Source organism: Mycobacterium sp. 050272 (genome assembly GCF_039023525.1).
Lineage (GTDB): Bacteria > Actinomycetota > Actinomycetes > Mycobacteriales > Mycobacteriaceae > Mycobacterium.
Window position 1 is genome coordinate 436139 of sequence record NZ_JBCHKV010000002.1, and the last position, 18363, is coordinate 454501.

Sequence of the window (18363 nt, forward strand, 5' to 3'; positions counted from 1 at the left end):
GGGTCGCCATCAAGCCCGAGTGAAACTCTCTCCGCGCGGTCGGCCGGTCAAGAAGCGGAATCCCGCGGCAATGAGGTTGATGGCGGCCACGATAATAATCAAGGTCAGCGCCGCGCCCCAGATCCGCAGGAAGCCCGCGTGCTCCGGATTGGTGAGCTCGGTGTAGATCAGCAGCGGCAGCGACGCCATGTTGCCATGGAAGACATCGAGGTTGATAGCCCGGCTGTAACCGACCAAGACCAGCACCGGGGCCGTTTCGCCGATGACGCGCGCGAGGGCGAGCAGAATGCCCGACACGACGCCCGGCATCGCGATCGGAAAGACAATCCGCACAATCGTTTTCCATTTGGGCACGCCCAACGCGTAACTGGCCTCGCGCAGTTCGTCGGGTACCAACCGCAGCATCTCCTCGGTGGACCGCACCACTACCGGCAACATCAGCAGGACCAGCGCCAGCGCCACGGCGAAGGCGCTCTGCTGGAAACCCAACGTGGCGATCCACAGGCTGAAGATGAACAGTGCCGCCACAATCGAGGGCACCCCAGCGAGCACGTCGACCATGAAAGTAGTCACCCGCGCCAACCGCCCCGAACCGTACTCCACCAGGAACACTGCCGTCATCAAACCCAGCGGTACGGCGAGCAAGGAAGCCACGCCGGCCTGCACCAGCGTCCCGTACAGCGCGTGGTACACCCCGCCGGCGAACTCTTCCGGCAGCACGCCGCGCAGCGAGTGGGTCCACCAATGCGACCGGGTGACGGCATACCCACCCCGCTCGATCACCACCCAGAGCACCCACGCCAGCGGCACCAGCGCGACCCCGAACGACGTGAGGAAAAGCATTGTCGCGACATTGTTTTTGATTTTGCGCCGCATACTGACCGGCTGGACTACCGAAGCTTTGATCGGCTCACGCAGTGTCTCGGTGCTCATGCGTTGACCTTCCCGCCGGCGATCGCGCGGGCGGCAGCGTTGACCACGAATGTGATTACGAACAATGCGAACCCGGCCGAGATATAGGCCCCGGTCGGCAGCGGTTCGCTGAATTCGGATGCCGCGGAGGCGATCTTCGAGGCAAACGTGTAACCGCCGTCGAACAACGACCAGTTGCCGGGGCGGGCCCCCGCACGCAGAATGATCAGCACCGCAACGGTTTCGCCCAGCGCGCGGCCCAGTCCCAGCATCGAGGCCGCGACCACACCGCTACGGCCGTAGGGCAGCACGGTCAGCCGCACCACCTCCCAACGGGTGGCACCGAGCGCCTGGGCCGCCTCCATCTGGATGCGCGGGGTCTGGCGGAAGGCTTCTCGTGAAACCGACGTGATGATCGGCAAGATCATCACCGAAAGCACGATCCCGGCGGTGAAGATCGTTCCGCCGCCCGCCAAGGACACGTTGCCTTGCTTGAACAGAAAGATCCACCCCAGATTGCGATTCAGAAATTCGGCCAACGGCTCCAGTTTGGGAGCCAGCACGAATATCCCCCACAGCCCGAAGATGATCGACGGCACTGCTGCCAATAAATCGACCATCGCGGCGAACGGGCGCGCCAGCCGCGGCGGCGCATATTGGGTGAGGAAGACCGCGATGCCGATCGCAACCGGCACGGCGACCACCAGTGCGCTGGTCGCACTCAGCACGGTGACCATCAGCAAGTCGTGGATACCGAACGCCAACTTCGCGGGGTCGCTGGTATCGAATTCGTTGCTGGTGAAGAAATTCGCGTGGTTGGCCTGCAGCGCTGGGATAGCGCGAATCAACAGAAATATCGCGATCAACGCGATCGCGATCACGATCGTGGATCCGGCGGCGGCGGCGACCGACTTGAATATTTGGTCGCCCCGCCGCACCACGCGCCGAGTCACCGCCGCCGGAACGGGTTTGGTCACCGGCGGACTCACACGCAGTGTTTCGGACACCACAACCTCACGTCACGCGATGGCGTTGACGGCAGTCGACAGCCTCGATCCGAAGGCGTCCGGAATCGGGATGTATCCGTTATCCGCCAAACCATTCTGGCCGGGACCGATGGTGCTCTGCAGAAACGCCTTGACTGCCGAGCCGACCTGGGAGTCGGGGTACTTGGAGCAGACAACCTCGTACGTCGCCAGCACGATCGGGTACGCACCCGACTGTTTCGGTCGGTAGAACGAAATCGTGTCGAGGACCAGGTCGTTGCCCTGCCCGACGATCGAGGCGCCGGCAATCGTCTTGCCCACCGAGTCGCTGCTGATCGCGACCGGGTCGGGGCCCGCCGACGTGACAACCTTGGCCACGTTCAGGTGTTGCGCCTGGGCGAAGGACCATTCGTTGTAGGTGATGGATCCCTCGGTGCTCTTGACCGCAGCGCTGGTGCCGTCGTTGCCCTTGGCGCCCTCGCCGACACCGCCGTTGAACTTCTTGCCGGCGCCCTTGCCCCATCCTCCGTTGGAAGCGGCGTCGAGATACTTCTGGAAGTTGTCCGTCGTGCCGGACTCGTCACTGCGGAATACGACGTGAATGGGCTCGCTTGGCAAAGTTGCGCCGGCGTTGATCGCTTGGATCGCCGGATCGTTCCACGTGGTGATGCCGCCGTTGAAGATCTTCGCCAGGGTGGGACCGTCGACGTTCAGCGAAGTCACCCCGTTGATGTTGAAGGTGACCGCGATCGGGCCGAACACCGTAGGCAAGTTCCACGCCGGCGAGCCGCCGCAGCGGGTTTGGGCAGCCGCGTACTCATCGTGGCTCAACGGCGAGTCCGATCCGCCGAAATCGGTTTGACCGCCCGTGAATTCGCGGACGCCGGCACCCGAGCCGTTGGGTGTGTAGTTCAACGTCTGACCCGGGCAGGCCTGTTCGAACGCCTTGACGAACCGCGTCATCGCGTTTGCCTGGGCCGTCGAACCGCTTGCCTTCAGCGTCTTGGTACCGCCGCAGGTCACCTTGCCCGACGGCGCACCCGACGAGGTAGCACCTCCGGTCGCGTTGTTGTCGCTGCCACATCCCGCGATAGCGAATGTTCCAGCAGCCAGCACCCCGAGCAAGCCGCCAAACCGGTTGAGTTTCAATTCAGTTCCTCACCTTTACGATTGAACGCCGCAGCACTAGCCGCAGCTTACAAAACCAACCGTCATCCTCGCGACCGGGAAGCTACAGTAAGAACAGGTTAACGTTCGGCAAAATTTGTCCCCGCCATCGCCTTTCGGCTCCGCGACGCACCCCGATCGCGATCGCAAATTCGAACCCCCTAGACTTACGAGATCGCGTTGACGGCAACCGACAGACGGAATATGAACGTATCCGGAACGCGAACATATCCGTTGTCCCCCAATCCATTCTGGCCAGCACCGATGGTGCTCTGCAGAAACGCCTTGACCGCCGCACCGACCTCCGGATCGGGATACCTCGAGCAGACAACCTCGTAGGTCGCCAGCACGATCGGGTACGCGCCAGGCTGATTCGGGCGATAAAACGAAATCGTGTCGAGCGCCAAGTCATTGCTCTGCCCGACGATCGAGGCTCCGGCAATCGTCTTGCCCACCGAGTCGGCACTGATCGCCACCGGATCCGGTCCTGCCGACGTGACGATCTTGGCGGTGCCCAGGTGTTGGGCTTGCGCGAACGACCACTCGTTGTAGGAGATCGACCCGTCGTTGGCCTTGACCGCCGCGCTGGTGCCGTCGTTGCCCTTGGCGCCTTCGCCGACGCCGCCGTTGAACTTCTTCCCCGCGCCCCTACCCCACGCGCCCTTGGAAGCGGCGTCGAGATACTTCTGGAAATTGTCCGTTGTCCCCGACTCGTCACTGCGGAACACGACCTGAATCGGCTCGGCGGGCAGGCTGACGCCGGGGTTGAGTTCCTGGATCGCGAGATCATTCCACTTGGTGATCCCGCCGTTGAAGATCCTGGCCGCGGTCTGACCATCGAGGGTCAGCGAAGTCAGCCCGTCGACGTTGTAGGTGATCGCGATCGGCCCGATTACCACGGGCAGCTGCCACGCAGGCGAGCCGCAGCGACGCTGGGCGGCCGCGTATTCGCCGGGCGCCAACGTCGAGTCCGAGCCCGCGAAATCGGTTTGATTGCCTGTGAATTCGCTGATTCCCGCACCTGAGCCGTTGGCTGTGTAATTCACCGTGTGGCCCGGGCACGCCTGCTCATACGCCTTGATGAAACGCGTCATCGCGTTGGCCTGTGCCGTGGATCCGCTGGCCTTCAGTTTTGCTTTGCCGCCGCAGGCCACCTTCACCGGCGCGGCCGGTGTGGTCGTCGTCTTCTCACCAACAGCGTTGTCGTCATTGCCACACGCCGACAACAGCACTGCAGCAGTGGCCAGAACGCACAGGAAAGCACCAAATCGGTTGATTCTCAATTCAATCCTTCGTCGGTACGAACGAGACGATGTTCGGCGAATTCGTCAGCCATCGTCGCAGGCCATCGCCTGCGTTTGCAATTTCGGTCGCAATTCCTTGGCGGCCACCCCGACCCGGTATGCGGACGCCGCAACGCCACTACCGTATGCCAAACTAGAACCTGTTCCAGAAATGCCGCGATCCGAGACGGTCAGTCTTGCTTCCGTTTCGGCCGACAACTCAACGAAGAGAGGCCGCAATGATCCTTGACAGGTTCCGTCTCGACGATAAAGTCGCCGTCATCACTGGTGGCGGCCGTGGTCTCGGGGCGGCCATCGCGGTGGCGTTCGCCGAAGCCGGCGCCGATGTGCTCATCGCCTCGCGCACGCAGTCCCAACTAGAGGCCGTCGCCGAGCAGGTCCGCGCCGCGGGCCGCAAGGCACACATCGTCGCCGCCGACCTGGCCCATCCCGAGGCCACCGCGAAGCTCGCCGAACAGGCCGTCGAGGCGTTCGGGAAGCTGGACATCGTCGTCAACAACGTGGGCGGCACCATGCCCAACACGCTGCTCACCACGTCGACGAAGGACCTCAAGGACGCGTTCACCTTCAACGTCGCCACCGCGCACGCGCTCACCATCGCGGCGGTGCCGCTGATGCTGGAGCACTCCGGCGGCGGCAGCATCATCAACATCACCTCGACCATGGGCCGACTGGCCGGGCGGGGTTTCGCCGCCTACGCCACCGCCAAAGCCGCGCTGGCTCATTACACCCGGTCCTCAGCACTGGATCTGTGCCCGCGCATCCGGGTCAACGCGATCGCACCCGGCTCGATCCTGACCTCCGCGCTGGACGTGGTGGCCTCCAACGACGAATTGCGGGAGCCGATGGAGAAGGTGACCCCGATGCGCCGCCTCGGAGATCCAGTCGACATTGCCGCTGCCGCAGTCTATTTGGCGTCGCCAGCCGGAAACTTCCTGACCGGCAAGACGCTCGAGGTCGACGGCGGCCTCACCTATCCCAATCTCGACATCCCCGTTCCGGACCTGTGATCCGATGACGCGAGCGGCCGCAGCTCGCGGGGGCCGCTCGCCGTCCTGACCCTCACCTTCGACCCCTAAGGATCCAGAAATGCCCATCCCCGTCGTCCAATTGGGCACCGGCAATGTCGGTATCCACGCACTGAGAGCACTTATCACCAATCCCGACTTCGAACTGCGCGGCGTCTGGGTCTCGTCCGACGCCAAGGCCGGCAAGGACGCGGCAACACTTGCCGGGCTTCCCGATCCGACCGGTGTGCTGGCCAGCACCGACCTCGACGCCGTGCTTGCCACCGGGCCGCAATGCGCGGTGTACAACGCACTGGCCGACAACCGGCTGCCTGAGGCGCTCGAGGACTACCGCCGCGTCCTGGCGGCCGGTATCAACATCGTCGGCAGCGGCCCGGTTTTTTTGCAGTACCCGTGGGAGGTGATTCCGGAGGATCTCATCAAGCCACTGGAAGATGCTGCCCGCGAAGGTAATTCGAGCCTGTTCGTCAACGGTATCGACCCCGGCTTCGCCAACGACCTGCTACCGCTGGCGCTGGCCGGCACCTGTCAGAGCATCCAGCAGATCCGGTGCATGGAGATCGTCGACTACGCGACCTATGACAGCGCCGCCGTGATGTTCGACGTCATGGGATTCGGTAAGCCGATGGACGACATCCCGATGCTGTTGCAGCCCGGCGTGCTCAGTTTGGCGTGGGGCTCGGTGATCCGGCAGATCGCGGCGGGGCTGGGCATCACGCTGGACGCGGTCACTCAGGAATATGTCCGGATCCCCGCGCCCGAGGACTTCGACATCGCGTCGGGACATATCGCCAAGGGCACCGCCGCCGCGCTGCGCTTCGAGGTGTTCGGCATGGTCGATGGCAAGCCCGCCGTGGTCCTGGAACATGTCACCCGGTTGCGCCCCGACCTGCAGCCCGAGTGGCCGCAGCCCGCCCAGGAGGGCGGTTCCTACCGCATCGAGATCACCGGCGAACCCTCGTACGCCGTCGACGTCTGCCTGGGCAGCCCGAACGGCGACCACAACCACGCCGGACTGGTGGCCACCGCGATGCGGGTGGTCAACGCGATCCCGGCGGTGGTGGCCGCCGCGCCGGGAATCGTGACGACTCTCGACTTGCCACTGGTCACCGGCAAGGGGCTCTACCTGCCCGGGTGATCCATCGCGGGCGCATCGGCGTTGCGCCGGGCGCCACAGCTGCGGGCGGGCCGCCTAACCCGGCGGGTGCGATCCGCCGGGTAGCGTTTATCGGATACCCTCACTTTTTTATTCGGTAATACGCATCGAAGGTCGGTCAGTTGGCGCAGGGCACCCGGGCCTCGTTCAAAACCAGTTGGTATCTGCTGGGGCCGGCATTCGTCGCCGCGATCGCCTATGTCGATCCGGGAAACGTCGCGGCCAACGTCAGCTCCGGCGCGCAATTCGGCTACCTGCTGCTGTGGGTCATCGTCGCCGCCAATGTGATGGCCGGCTTGGTGCAGTACCTTTCGGCCAAACTCGGGCTGGTGACCGGACGCTCGTTGCCCTCGGCGATCGGCAAGGAGATGAGCCGGCCGCTGCGGCTGACCTTCTGGGCGCAGGCTGAAATCGTCGCGATAGCAACCGATGTCGCCGAAGTCATCGGCGGTGCGATCGCGCTGCGGATCCTGTTCGGTCTGCCACTGCCGCTGGGCGGGGTGATCACCGGAGTGATCTCGTTGCTGTTGCTCTCGATAAAAGACCGTCGGGGCCAGATCATTTTCGAGCGCGTCATCACCGGGCTGCTGCTGATCATCGCGATCGGCTTCGCAGCCAGTTTCTTCGTCGCCACGCCACCGTCCGACTCCGTGCTCGGCGGCTTGGTGCCGCGGTTCCACGGCGCCGAAAGCGTGCTGCTGGCCGCCGCCATCCTGGGCGCCACCGTGATGCCGCATGCGGTGTACATGCACTCGGGTCTGGTCCTGGACCGGCACGGGCATCCCGAGCCCGGCGCCCAGCGACGCTGGCTACTGCGGGTCACCCGCGTAGATGTGGTGCTGGCGATGGCCGTCGCCGGGACGGTCAACGCGGCCATGCTGCTCGTCGCCGCGATCAACCTGCAGGGCCACGACGACGTCGCGTCCATCGACGGCGCCTACAGTGCGATCCACCACACGTTGGGCCCGGCGATCGCGGTGCTGTTCGCCGTCGGCTTGCTCGCCTCCGGCTTGGCATCGTCGTCGGTGGGCGCCTACGCCGGTGCGATGATCATGCAGGGTCTGCTGCATCGGTCGATACCGATGATGGTGCGCCGCTTGGTCACGCTGTGCCCGGCGGTGGCGCTGCTGGCGATCGGTCTCGACCCGACGCGCTCGCTGGTGATCTCGCAGGTCGTGCTGTCGTTCGGCATTCCGTTCGCGGTGCTGCCGCTGGTCAGACTCACCAGCAATCGCAAGCTGATGGGCGACGACACCAACCACCCGATCACGACGGCCATCGGCTGGGCGGTCGCAATACTGGTGACCTTATTGAACGTGGTGCTGATCTACCTCACCCTGAAAGGGCACTGACAACCGAACGTTCACAGCGCAGCCGTTCCGTGTGATTTGTCCGCAGTTTCTTTATTCTTCATATGTGCGCCGCTTTGGGCTCGCACACTTACGCGGCCTAAACGTGAATACGGAAGGAAACGCGTCAAATGCCTTCACCTCGCTGGCTGGCCAGACTTTCCGCCCCGCTCCTCGTTGGCGCTGCCCTGGTAACCACCGCCGCGGTTGCGGCCGCCGACGCCACCGACACCAACTTCCTGGCCCAAATGCGCGCCCTGGGATTCACCTGGCCGCCGAATGAGGACCCCGACATCCTCTTTATGGCGCACCACATTTGCGCCGACCGGTGGAATGGGTGGTCGTCACAACAGATTGCCGACGACATCCACAACACGCTGGGCCCGCGCGGCATCAATTTCGGCGACACCACCTCAATGGTGAACCTGGCGGTGTCGACCTACTGCCCGTAAGGTGCGCGCGGGTCAGCCGACCTTCGTCTCGGCCCGCGGGCAAAATCGGACGGGGCACCGGCCCCGCAATCCGGGAGTTGTTTTACATAGCTATACGAAGCACATAGGCTCATCTGGTGCCGATTTGTCTGACGGTGAGCCGCTGAATGCAGGCGCGTCGGCATTTCTACTTCGCATACGGCTCCAACCTGTGCGTAAGGCAAATGGCTCGGCGCTGTCCCGATGCCACTGATCCACGCCCGGCGGTGCTCTCCGATCACGATTGGCTGATCAATCAGCGCGGTGTGGCCACCGTCGAACCCTTCGCCGGCAATCACGTGCACGGGGTGCTCTGGCAACTCTCCGATCACGACCTGGCCACCCTGGACAGCGCCGAGGGCGTTCCGGTGCGCTACCGGCGCGACGAGTTGACCGTGCACACCGACGACGGCCCGTCACCGGCCTGGGTCTACATCGATCACCGGGTGACCCCGGGACCGCCCCGCCCCGGCTACCTGTCAAAGGTCGTCGACGGCGCCGTCCATCACGGGCTTCCGCAACGCTGGATCGACTACCTACGGCGCTGGGATCCCACCCGCTGGCCTCGCCCGGCTTCCAAGAGATCGGCGTCCGGGCCTGGGCCACAGTCACTTTCAGAGCTGCTGATCCAGCCCGGGGTGCTCGAGGCGAGTCAGCTGCGGTCGCGTTTCGGTTTCATGGCCATCCACGGCGGCGGCCTGGAAGAGATGACCGACGTCATTGCCGAGCGCGCGGCCGAGGCCGCCGGCGCGTCGGTATACGTGGTGCGCCATCCCGAGCGCTACCCCCATCACTTACCCTCGGCGCGCTTCGACCCGGCCGAGTCGTCACGGCTCGCCGAGTTCCTCGACCATGTCGACGTCGCGGTTTCACTGCACGGTTATGGCCGCATCGGGCGCAGCACACAACTACTGGCCGGGGGGCGCAATCGCGCGCTGGCCGCCCACCTTGCCAAACACATCCAGCTCAGCGGCTATCAGGTCGTCACCGACCTTGACGATATCCCACTCGAGCTACGGGGGTTACATCCTGACAACCCGGTGAATCGGGTACGCGAAGGCGGAACACAACTCGAATTGTCCGTTCGTGTCAGGGGTCTCAGCCCGCGCAGCCCGCTGCCGGGACCTGATGGCCTATCGTCGGTCACCTCTGCCCTGGTTCAGGGATTGGCGGCCGCGGCTCGCTCCTGGTAATTGTTGCTAACTCATTTTACGGAGGTTGTTGGTGGCCAAGGATTTTCGATTTGGCATGAGCATGCGGTTCTACAAGTCACGCGAGGCGCTCCTCGACAAGGCCAAGCGCGCTGAAGATTGCGGCTTCGATATTCTTTGTGTGCCAGACCATTTGGGTGCCGCGGCACCCTTTCCCACCCTGACCGCGGTCGCGATGGTGACCACGACACTGCGGCTGAGCATGTATGTGCTCAACTGCGCGTTCTACAAGCCGGCACTGCTCAGCCGGGACATGGGCGCCCTGGACCTACTCAGTGACGGCCGCCTCGAAATCGGGCTCGGCACCGGCTACGTCCGGGAAGAGTTCGAGGCCGCGGAGATTCCCTACCCCAGCGCCGGTGCGCGGGTCGACTACCTCGAGCACATGACGAAGTATCTGAAGGAGCATCACCCCTCGACACCGTTGATCATCGCCGGCAACGGTGACCGCGTGCTGAGGATCGCGGCCCGCAACGCCAACATCATCGGGCTGACCGGCTCGAAAGTGAACGACGTCGAGGACCCGTTTGCCGAACGAGTCGACTTCGTCCGCAAGGCTGCCGGCGACCGGTTCGAGTCCCTCGAGCTGAATCTGGCGATCACGGCGATGCCACGCGACGGTGAGACCGAGCCCGACCTCAAGCTCACCCGGGCCTACGCCCCGGAACTCTCCGATGAGGAGATCCTGTCCCAGGCGTCGGTACTCAGCGGTTCTCCCGCCCAGATCGCCGACACGCTGCGCGGCTACCGGGAGAAGTACGGCGTGTCTTCCTTCACCGTGCAGGACAACAACATCGCCAACTTCTCAAAGGTGATCGCCGAACTGCGCTGACGCCAGTCGCGCCAAGGGGTCTGCGCTTGCCGCCACGGTAAGCTCAGGCCCGTCCGCCCTCGTAGCTCAGGGGATAGAGCACGGCTCTCCTAAAGCCGGTGTCGCAGGTTCGAATCCTGCCGGGGGCACGTTGTCGTGTGTATGACCTTGGCTGTTGCGTGACGTTTCTCCTTCGGGTGATGCGCGACAGTGTTTCGGCTGATGGTTGACAGTTACTTCGGCTGATCCTTGACGCTGCCTCGATCCCCAACGTGGGGTGCGGGGCACGACGTATTAGGCCACGGATCGACACCCGAAAGTTGTCGTACCCCGCTGCGATGATGTCGTTATGTCCTCGACCGCTTCATCTAGCGCCGTTGAATCGCGCCCGGCGGACCGTCTTGGGGTGTTGTTCGAGGAGTTGGCGGAGTTGGCCGGTCAGCGCAACGCGATTGATGGGCGCATCGTGGAGATCGCCGCCGAGATCGAGCGCGACGAGCTGTGCGGAGCCACCGGTGCGCGCTCGGTAGCCGCATTGCTGGGCTGGAAGCTGGCCTTATCTTCGGCGAACGCCCACACGATCACTACCGTCGCGGGCCGGCTCGAGGAGTTTCCGCGCTGCGCGGCGGGGATGGCCGAGGGTCGGTTGTCGCTGGATCAGGTCGGTGTGATCGCGGCGCGGGCGAGTCAGGGATCCGATGAGCATTACGCGGCGCTGGCCGAGGTCGCCACGGTCAGCCAGTTGCGTACCGCGGTCAAGCTGGAACCGCGACCCGACCCGGACCCTCGCCCGCAACCGCAGCCCTCGATCACCACCACCTGCGACGAGCAGTTCGCCTATTGGCGGATTGCACTTGACCACTTGGACGCCGCCAAGTTCGAGGCGGCGTTGGCGTCTCACCGGGATGCGCTGATCACCGAATGGAGACAGGACCACGGCGACGGCGAGAGCGCGGTAGATCAGCGGCCGCCGTTGCCGGGAACTGTCGAGGCGTTTATGCGGCTGGTCGAGACCGGATGGGACGCCGAAGCGGCCCGCCGACCGCACGGGCAGCACACCACCGTGGTCGTGCACCTCGACGTGCAGCAGCGCGCCGCCGCGCTGCATCTGGGTCCGCTGCTCTCCGACGCCGAACGCCGCTACTTGACCTGTGATGCCACCTGCGAAGTCTGGTTCGAACGCGGCGGCGAGCCCATCGGCGCCGGCCGCACCACCCGGGTGATCAGCCGGCGGCTGCGCCGCGCGCTGGAGCATCGCGACCGCAGCTGCGCGGTCCCCGGGTGTGGGGCGACCCGTGGTCTGCACGCCCACCATCTCCGGCACTGGGAGGACGGCGGCCCCACCGAGTTGTCCAACCTGGTGCTGCTCTGCCCGTATCACCACCGCTTGCACCACCGCGGCCTCATCACCCTCACCGGACCCGCCGACGCACTCACCGTCACCGACAGCTCCGGCCAACAGCTGCACGCCGGATCGCTGGCGCGCCCACCGACCCAACCCCCGCCCAATGTCCCACCCTGCCCCGGACCCACCGGCGAACGCGCCCAATGGTGGTGGTATGACCCCTTCCAACCCCAACCACCACCACCCAACTAGGCTCGTTGCCAGCCTCGGACCTCAAACACCCTGGGGCATAAAGGAATTCGCGCGGACGTCGGGCCGACCCGCAGCGCCGAAGATCAGCTGAAGCGGATGGTTGATGTCGCCAGGCCGAAGATCTTGCGGCCACCCGATTTCGCGCCGACGATGACGACACCGCTGCGGGTTTCTGGATCCAACGACTTGACTCGGCCGCTGTACTCGATGTCCGCGCCGTCGGCGGCCGACACGATCACGGGCTGGGACAGCCGCACCGCATAGCGGGTGACCGCGCCGGGGTCGCCAGTCCAGGCGGAGGCAAACGCGGCCCCCAAACCCATCGTGAGCATGCCGTGCGCGATCACGTCCGGCTGCCCTGCCATCTTGGCGAGGTTCTCATCCCAGTGCAGCGGGTTGGCGTCGCAGGCCACCCCGGCGTAGTTCACCAGGTCGCCGCGGGACAGCCGGGCGTGGTGCACCGGTAACTCGTCACCGACTTTCACGTCATCGAAGCACGGCGTCCCTGGGGTGCGGGCGGTGCCTCCCTTGGAGATCAGAACCTCGTCCGCCGGGCGCACCGTTTTCTGGTAGTCCACGTCGGAGTATTCGATTCCGGCGAGGTTGACGTCGTGCATCATCACTTTCTGCGCCGTCCCCCTGATCGCCGGATCGACATCCTCGGCGGTGACGCCGACGACCGTGGTGTGCAAGGTGTGCACACGCTCGCCGGCGGTGTCGGTGAAGGTATTGGTCACGGTGATCAGGTCTCTGCCGGCGAACCTGCGCACCGAGGACAATTCGACGTCGATGTGCAGTTCGTCGCCGGCCACGATCGGCCGGTGCTGCTCGAAGACCTCCTCGGTCTGCAGGTACATCTCGTACCCGATGACCACCGATTCGAAGAGGCGCCGGTTTGCCGCCATGGCCGGGGCCGACGTGAACGTCAGCGGCGCCACCACGTCCGAATATCCCAACGCCGCGGCAGCGGCGACATCCCAGTGCGCAGGGTGATAGTCCTGCACAGCACGCGCGAATTCGCGCAGCTTCTCGCGGCCGACCTGATAGATGTCTTCCATCGCGTAGTAATGGCCGACCCGCGATTCGAGCGTCGACGAGTCTGCTGCCGTCATCAGTTTCCCCACCTGTTCTATTCGGTTGCCCCTTGAGGCCAACCAAAGAACACTAGCGTGCGGACACCGTGGCAATACGCGCCGATACTCTTCGCCGACAAATCACACCGGACAACCCGAAAGCGCTTCACCAAATAGACTGGACGCCTTGGCTATTCGCCATATTTCCGACGGCACCAAACTAAATCCCTTCCAGCACTAAACTATTCATTACAGGACGGCAATGGCCGGATCACGCACTAGTGACCGCCGGAGGCCGTTGCGCCCAGTCCGGTCGACGGCCGAGGTGGCACAGAATGCGGTCGAAATCGTCGCCGGCAGCCAATTCGAGCGCGGGCCCGAACGGCGCACCCTGCCCGCCGCGGAATTCGCCGTCGGGCACGGCCAGTACAAGAGGCAACACGGCGGCAATGACGTCGGCGGGTAGCTCGTAGCGCAGGCCCAGCGATGCGGCGACATCCCAGCCGTGCACGACGTAGTCGACGAAGTGAAATCCCATCGCCATCGCGCCGGGAACCGCAGCGTCCTCGCCGAACTCGGGCAGCCGGAAAAGCGTTTCGCTTACGCCATCCGCGGCGAACGCGTCGATTACGTCGAGGGCGGCATCGGCATAGACGCGCGCGTGATCGGCCCTCACCGCGTCGACGACAGCGTCCGCATTCCAGCTCTCGAGATCTGCACCGCCGCCTCGTGCCGCCGCAGCGAATCCGCGATGTTGAACGGTCATATGGGCGAGAAGGTCCAGCAGCGTCCAATCTCCACAGGGCGTCGGCTTGGCGAAGTTGGCATGCGTGACGGCATTGACGATGTCGATCGAGTGCAACACGGCGATGCGATGCAGTGGCCGGATGTCGGACGAATGAGTAAGCATGCGCTTACGATATGCGTCTACTTACGATATTGCAATGCCTATGATGATGCGATGGCTGCGAAGTCACCGGACCGGCGCCCTGACCTGGCCGCGATGCTGGCGCCGCTGCTGCGTGAGCTGGTCGCGGCCGAGGAGCCGGTCCTGGCAGCCCACGGCGTGACGATGTGGGGCTACGTCGTGCTGCTGGCGCTGGACCGCTCGTCGATGCGCACCCAGGCCGCGCTGGCCGCGGCCATCGGCGCCGATAAGACCCGAATTATTCGCACCCTCGACGACCTGCAGGACGACGGTTACATCGAACGACGGCCCGACCCGGACGATCGCCGAGTGCGATTGCTCGCTATCACCGAAGCCGGTCGGCGCGTCAAAGACGCCGTGCAGAGTGAAATCCAGCGCGGCGAAGAACGCTGGCTCGGTGAACTCAGCGCCGAGGAGCGAAGGATCTTCCTGCGGTCCCTGGAGCGGCTGACTCCCCGCGATTGGGGATGACACGGTGGCACGAAATATTTGCCCGCCGGAAAGCGCTGGCTAAGGAGGTGCATCCAAACAATGCGCGATTTGCGCACACGATGCGCTGGATCGCGCACATCCAGTAGGCCGGGTCTCCTAGACGGGCATACTCGATGGTCATTTGGTCGGGCACGAGGGTGGGAAGAGGCGAATTCGAGCTGCCATGAATAGCGGGAATCAAGTCAACGCCAGGGCGCAGCGACCACGCGTGTTGAGTAGCTACGTCGCCCAGCGCAGCGACACGCGTAGCGCCCTCGGCGATCCCGCCGGCTACTGGGTCGACCACGTCTGCGCCAATCACGGCTCGCTGCATTTCGTTTTTCCAGACATGGCGAAGTTCAGAGCGGGCAGCGTCGTCCAACACGACGGAGATCACCGCGTCGTCGATTTCTGGTCGGAGGGCCTGCATTACGCGAAAACCAACGCCGACGTGCGCGCCGACGGCGATCTCGGGAGCATGCTGTTCATCATCCGCAGCGGCGTTCTCGACTTTGAGCAAGACAGCCGCCAGGTCCGGCTGCAGCCGGGCCAGGCTCTGCTGCTCAGCAAGTCCCGTGCTCTTCAGATCCGCCACAATTCCTGGGCACGGGGCTGGACGTTCGACGTGGCGGACGCACGCCGGCCCCTCAACTTGCCGGAAGGCCCCGTCGCGATGGACTTCCGGCGCGGGCTCGGCTCGGTGGTCAGCACGATGATCTCGACCGTGAGCCTGCAGTACGACACCCTCGACGACTACGAGTTCTCGCGGTCCTGCGCCACCATCAACGACCTGTTGTTCGCGTGCATGACCGGTCGCGGCGGAACTCCCGACACGCTCGGTTCAGTCGAGCAAGCGGTGCGCGAACACGTCGCGCGGTACGCGAGCAACCCGGACCTCACGCCAACCGGCGTCGCACACGCGTTGGGCTGGTCGGTACGTCAAATCCAGTTGGCCCTGCAGCGCGCCGGTACCACGGCCAGCGATCTGATCCGCACCACACGGCTGACCCGCGCCGCAGATCTGCTTCGCCAGTCGCCGCCGAACACCCCGATCGACGCCATCGCGATCGCCAGTGGCTTTCGTTCCAGGAGCACCTTCAACACCGTGTTCAAGCAGCATTTCGGCATCACTCCGAGCGAGGCGCGGATTCGCGTTGTGCCACAACGGAATTGCGATCACCGCGCGCGTCTGCTCTCGCACCACGCGAAGGATTGCTCCGCCACACATTGATGGACGTGAAGCTCTTAGCTGCCTACCGCGCGGCGCGCATCAACTCCGGGCAGTGACGCACCCGATTCCCCCCGGCGCGTTTGGCCTCGTACATCGCGGCGTCGGCGCTGACGATCAAATCGTCGACCACTTTCACGTCGACATTCGCCGGAAGTTCGGCAAGAGCGATCGCCGAAGTCCCGATGCTGGCCGTGATCGAGAAGGGAATATCTGCGACCGCTTGGCGGAGCCGTTCGGTCATGGTGGCGTGCTGCGGCGTGGCGGCGGTGTCGACCACGACAAATTCCTCGCCGCCGATACGAGCAATCACCGCGGCGGGCCGGCAGTTCTGTTCGAGCGCCGAGCCGACCGCAACCAGCGCCTGGTCGCCGACCGCGTGCCCTTGGGTGTCGTTGATCTGCTTGAAGTTGTCCAGGTCAATGACCACCGTCACCAGATAGGTGCCCGGCGGCCGGCCGTGCAATGCCATCAACTCCGCCACCGCGTTGTAGAACGAGCGCCGGTTGTGCAGACCGGTGAGTGAATCGCGGTCGGTGCTGCGCAGGTCGTTGCGCAACGTATGCATCAGCGACAGAATGCCAAAGGGCACACCGATATTGAGCACCGCAACGGTAAGCAGCCCGGCGCTGATCAGGGCTACGTCGCCGTCGGCGGTGATGAATCGGTGCGCCAAGATCGCCGCACAAATCACGGCCACGACGAAGTTGGCGATCACCATGCGACGTGAGTGGAAATACGCGATGAAGCCGCCGAGCATGGCGAAAACCGTGCATCCCATCAGCCCGGTATAAGGATTGGACAAGCATAGGGACGCGACGGCAATGGCAGCCATTGCCGAAAACGCGAACAGGATCGATTGCCAGCGGGTGGGCCAATGGACCAACCACAATGTCGCGCCGACCACCCCCAACACCGATATCGCGACGGAAATTACCCGTAAAACCGGCTGGGTGGGTCCGGTGGGGCTCCACAGCATGATCGTCGGCAGTGCGCTCTGTGCGGCGATAGCAATGAAATTTGACCGTTGCCAGACTTTCTGTAGACCGCGGTTCTTCAAATAGGCGCTGAGCAGGTCATAGTGATCAGATTGCTTCACTACCGACCTGCTCATCCGAATCGGGCGCTGCAACATCGCGCGTCGGAATTGCCACGTGAAGAATTAAATACCTAAGACATTGTTGCCGCATATCGGAGAACCGCATTCATCACTCCACTGGCGTTACCTAGCGGAGTAGCCGGTGTGTGCGCTAACAAGTAAACCGGGGACCGCGTCGCTGTCCACCCTACGAAGAGGCATAAGGCTGACCACCCATTGGGGTGGTCAGTTTGGGGAAAGCGGGTAGTGATGCAATGAAACGCGGTGTTCGGAGTTAGCGTTGAATTCATGACCGCTGGACGTTCGCGCAGGTAACCCTGTGATAACTCCTGGCCCAACAATGACCGAGACCCTCGACGAGGCGGTCATGGGTACGGGGCTGAGCTCGGCATATCAGCAGGTCGTGGCGCTGCCGAGCGAGATCGTCGTTGGATATGAGGCGTTGGCTCGCTGGCCAGAGCTAAGCAATCCATCGCCCATCGACGTGTTCGCCCGCGCCGAACAGACCGGCCGTTTGAATACGCTGGATCGCGCCTGCATTCGTGCCGCTGCCCGAGGAGCGTTGCTGGGCACGTCGACTCCCGGAATGCTGCTGCTGATCAATTGTGAACCCGCAACATCGCACATCGACCTGGCGCAAGACGATGACATAATGCACGCCGCCTCGCGCTTTCGCCTCACGTTTGAAGTCACCGAGCGGGGATTGTTGACCAATCCGCGCGCGCTGCTGCGCAAGGTCGTGGCGCTGCGTTCACTGGGCTTCGCGATCGCGCTCGACGACATCGGCTCACACCCCGATTCGCTGGTGTTGCTTGACGTACTGTCGCCCGAAATCTTGAAACTCGACATGGGCTTGATACAACACCAACCGGATCGGATGCAGGCCCGCACTGTCGCGGCCATCACCGCGCACCACGAGCGGACGGGTGCCGTGATTTGCGCCGAAGGTATCGAAACCGAGGACCATCTCGAACAGGCATTGGCCTACGGCGCCACGCTCGGTCAAGGTATGCGGTTCGGCGGTCCCGGGGACCTTCCGGGCACGCCACGGGCGTTCTCGTGGCCGGCGCGAAAGATGCAGCTAGCACCGACGAAAATCGCCCCGACGAATCTTGGTCTGGCAGAGGCGGTTCCGACGATGAGGATCGTCCGCAAGGACACCGTCACCGAACTCGCCCGACACATCGGCCGGATGGCCGTCACAGCGCAAACCCCTCCGATGATTCTCTTCACGCTGAAAGACACCCGCGACATCCACCAGATGTCACAACAGAACCTCTCATTACTCGCCGAAAGATGCCCGCTGGTAGCAGTTTTCGGCCAGCATCTGCCCGAAGAGCTGGGACCGCGAGTCAGGCAGGTGCGGCTCGACCCCGACGACCCGTTGACGAACGAATCGACCGTCTTGGTGCTCGGCCCCGACACCGCCGCGGCGCTGATCGCGCGCGAGCGAACGTTTCCCGCCTGCGGGCCGGACGCAGAGGGAGATCGGCGTTACGAGATGTCGATCACCTTCGACCGGGCACGCGTCACCGCGGTGGCGCGAAGCTTGCTCGACCGGCTCGCCTGATTG

17 protein-coding genes and 1 tRNA gene are annotated in these 18363 nt (G+C 64.2%); 11 read left to right on the top strand and 7 right to left on the bottom strand.

Annotated features, from left to right (window positions below; translation table 11 throughout):
• Positions 1 to 9: 9 nt before the first annotated feature.
• From pstA to pstS (AAHS21_RS06835), 4 genes are all read right to left on the bottom strand, one after another.
• A complete protein-coding gene (gene pstA / locus AAHS21_RS06820) occupies positions 10 to 933 on the bottom strand; it encodes a phosphate ABC transporter permease PstA (RefSeq protein ID WP_342926919.1) in 924 nt (307 codons plus the stop codon).
• Positions 930 to 1889 (bottom strand): phosphate ABC transporter permease subunit PstC, encoded by a 960-nt coding sequence (gene pstC, locus AAHS21_RS06825; protein WP_342926920.1) that lies wholly within the window; start codon positions 1887 to 1889, stop codon positions 930 to 932. Before pstC ends, pstA begins: the two co-directional genes overlap by 4 nt.
• Before the next feature lie 42 nt (positions 1890 to 1931).
• Positions 1932 to 3047, bottom strand: a complete 1116-nt coding sequence (pstS, locus tag AAHS21_RS06830; protein WP_342926921.1) for a phosphate ABC transporter substrate-binding protein PstS — start codon at positions 3045 to 3047, stop codon at positions 1932 to 1934.
• A 185-nt stretch (positions 3048 to 3232) separates the two neighbouring features.
• A complete protein-coding gene (gene pstS / locus AAHS21_RS06835; RefSeq protein ID WP_342926922.1) occupies positions 3233 to 4348 on the bottom strand; it encodes a phosphate ABC transporter substrate-binding protein PstS in 1116 nt (371 codons plus the stop codon).
• Positions 4349 to 4587: 239 nt separating this feature from the next.
• Between pstS (AAHS21_RS06835) and AAHS21_RS06840 the strand changes: the two genes are divergently transcribed.
• The 8 genes from AAHS21_RS06840 (at position 4588) to AAHS21_RS06875 (ending at position 11991) form a co-directional block, all read left to right on the top strand.
• A complete protein-coding gene (locus AAHS21_RS06840; protein WP_090606207.1) occupies positions 4588 to 5379 on the top strand; it encodes an SDR family oxidoreductase in 792 nt (263 codons plus the stop codon).
• 79 nt (positions 5380 to 5458) lie between these two features.
• Complete coding sequence (locus tag AAHS21_RS06845) at positions 5459 to 6535, top strand: diacylglycerol kinase (protein ID WP_342926923.1); 1077 nt, start codon at positions 5459 to 5461, stop codon at positions 6533 to 6535.
• Positions 6536 to 6675: 140 nt separating this feature from the next.
• On the top strand, positions 6676 to 7905 hold the full coding sequence (locus AAHS21_RS06850) for an Nramp family divalent metal transporter (RefSeq protein WP_342926924.1): 1230 nt from the start codon (positions 6676 to 6678) through the stop codon (positions 7903 to 7905).
• Positions 7906 to 8033: 128 nt separating this feature from the next.
• On the top strand, positions 8034 to 8354 hold the full coding sequence (locus AAHS21_RS06855; protein ID WP_342926925.1) for a DUF732 domain-containing protein: 321 nt from the start codon (positions 8034 to 8036) through the stop codon (positions 8352 to 8354).
• Between the two features lie 146 nt (positions 8355 to 8500).
• Positions 8501 to 9565, top strand: coding sequence for a poly-gamma-glutamate hydrolase family protein (locus AAHS21_RS06860; protein WP_342926926.1), 1065 nt, complete (start codon positions 8501 to 8503; stop codon positions 9563 to 9565).
• Between the two features lie 25 nt (positions 9566 to 9590).
• On the top strand, positions 9591 to 10415 hold the full coding sequence (locus AAHS21_RS06865) for an LLM class F420-dependent oxidoreductase (protein WP_342926927.1): 825 nt from the start codon (positions 9591 to 9593) through the stop codon (positions 10413 to 10415).
• A gap of 55 nt (positions 10416 to 10470) precedes the next feature.
• Positions 10471 to 10543: transfer RNA gene (locus AAHS21_RS06870), tRNA-Arg, on the top strand.
• A gap of 200 nt (positions 10544 to 10743) precedes the next feature.
• A complete protein-coding gene (locus tag AAHS21_RS06875) occupies positions 10744 to 11991 on the top strand; it encodes an HNH endonuclease signature motif containing protein (RefSeq protein WP_342926928.1) in 1248 nt (415 codons plus the stop codon).
• Between the two features lie 83 nt (positions 11992 to 12074).
• Here AAHS21_RS06875 and AAHS21_RS06880 read toward each other — a convergent pair whose 3' ends face one another.
• Both AAHS21_RS06880 and AAHS21_RS06885 read right to left on the bottom strand, forming a co-directional pair.
• Entirely contained in the window at positions 12075 to 13103 is a 1029-nt protein-coding gene (locus AAHS21_RS06880; protein WP_342926929.1) for a fused (3R)-hydroxyacyl-ACP dehydratase subunits HadA/HadB, read from the bottom strand.
• A gap of 232 nt (positions 13104 to 13335) precedes the next feature.
• Positions 13336 to 13974, bottom strand: a complete 639-nt coding sequence (locus AAHS21_RS06885; protein WP_342926930.1) for a TIGR03086 family metal-binding protein — start codon at positions 13972 to 13974, stop codon at positions 13336 to 13338.
• A 51-nt stretch (positions 13975 to 14025) separates the two neighbouring features.
• Here AAHS21_RS06885 and AAHS21_RS06890 point away from each other — a divergent pair, with 51 nt between their 5' ends.
• A complete protein-coding gene (locus AAHS21_RS06890) occupies positions 14026 to 14463 on the top strand; it encodes a MarR family transcriptional regulator (protein ID WP_342926931.1) in 438 nt (145 codons plus the stop codon).
• Between the two features lie 229 nt (positions 14464 to 14692).
• Positions 14693 to 15694: an AraC family transcriptional regulator gene (locus AAHS21_RS06895; RefSeq protein WP_342926932.1), complete on the top strand. Its 1002-nt coding sequence runs from the start codon at positions 14693 to 14695 to the stop codon at positions 15692 to 15694.
• Between the two features lie 22 nt (positions 15695 to 15716).
• Here AAHS21_RS06895 and AAHS21_RS06900 read toward each other — a convergent pair whose 3' ends face one another.
• Positions 15717 to 16790, bottom strand: coding sequence for a GGDEF domain-containing protein (locus AAHS21_RS06900; protein ID WP_342926933.1), 1074 nt, complete (start codon positions 16788 to 16790; stop codon positions 15717 to 15719).
• 340 nt (positions 16791 to 17130) lie between these two features.
• Here AAHS21_RS06900 and AAHS21_RS06905 point away from each other — a divergent pair, with 340 nt between their 5' ends.
• Positions 17131 to 18360, top strand: coding sequence for an EAL domain-containing protein (locus AAHS21_RS06905; RefSeq protein ID WP_342926934.1), 1230 nt, complete (start codon positions 17131 to 17133; stop codon positions 18358 to 18360).
• The last annotated feature ends 3 nt before the right edge of the window (positions 18361 to 18363 follow it).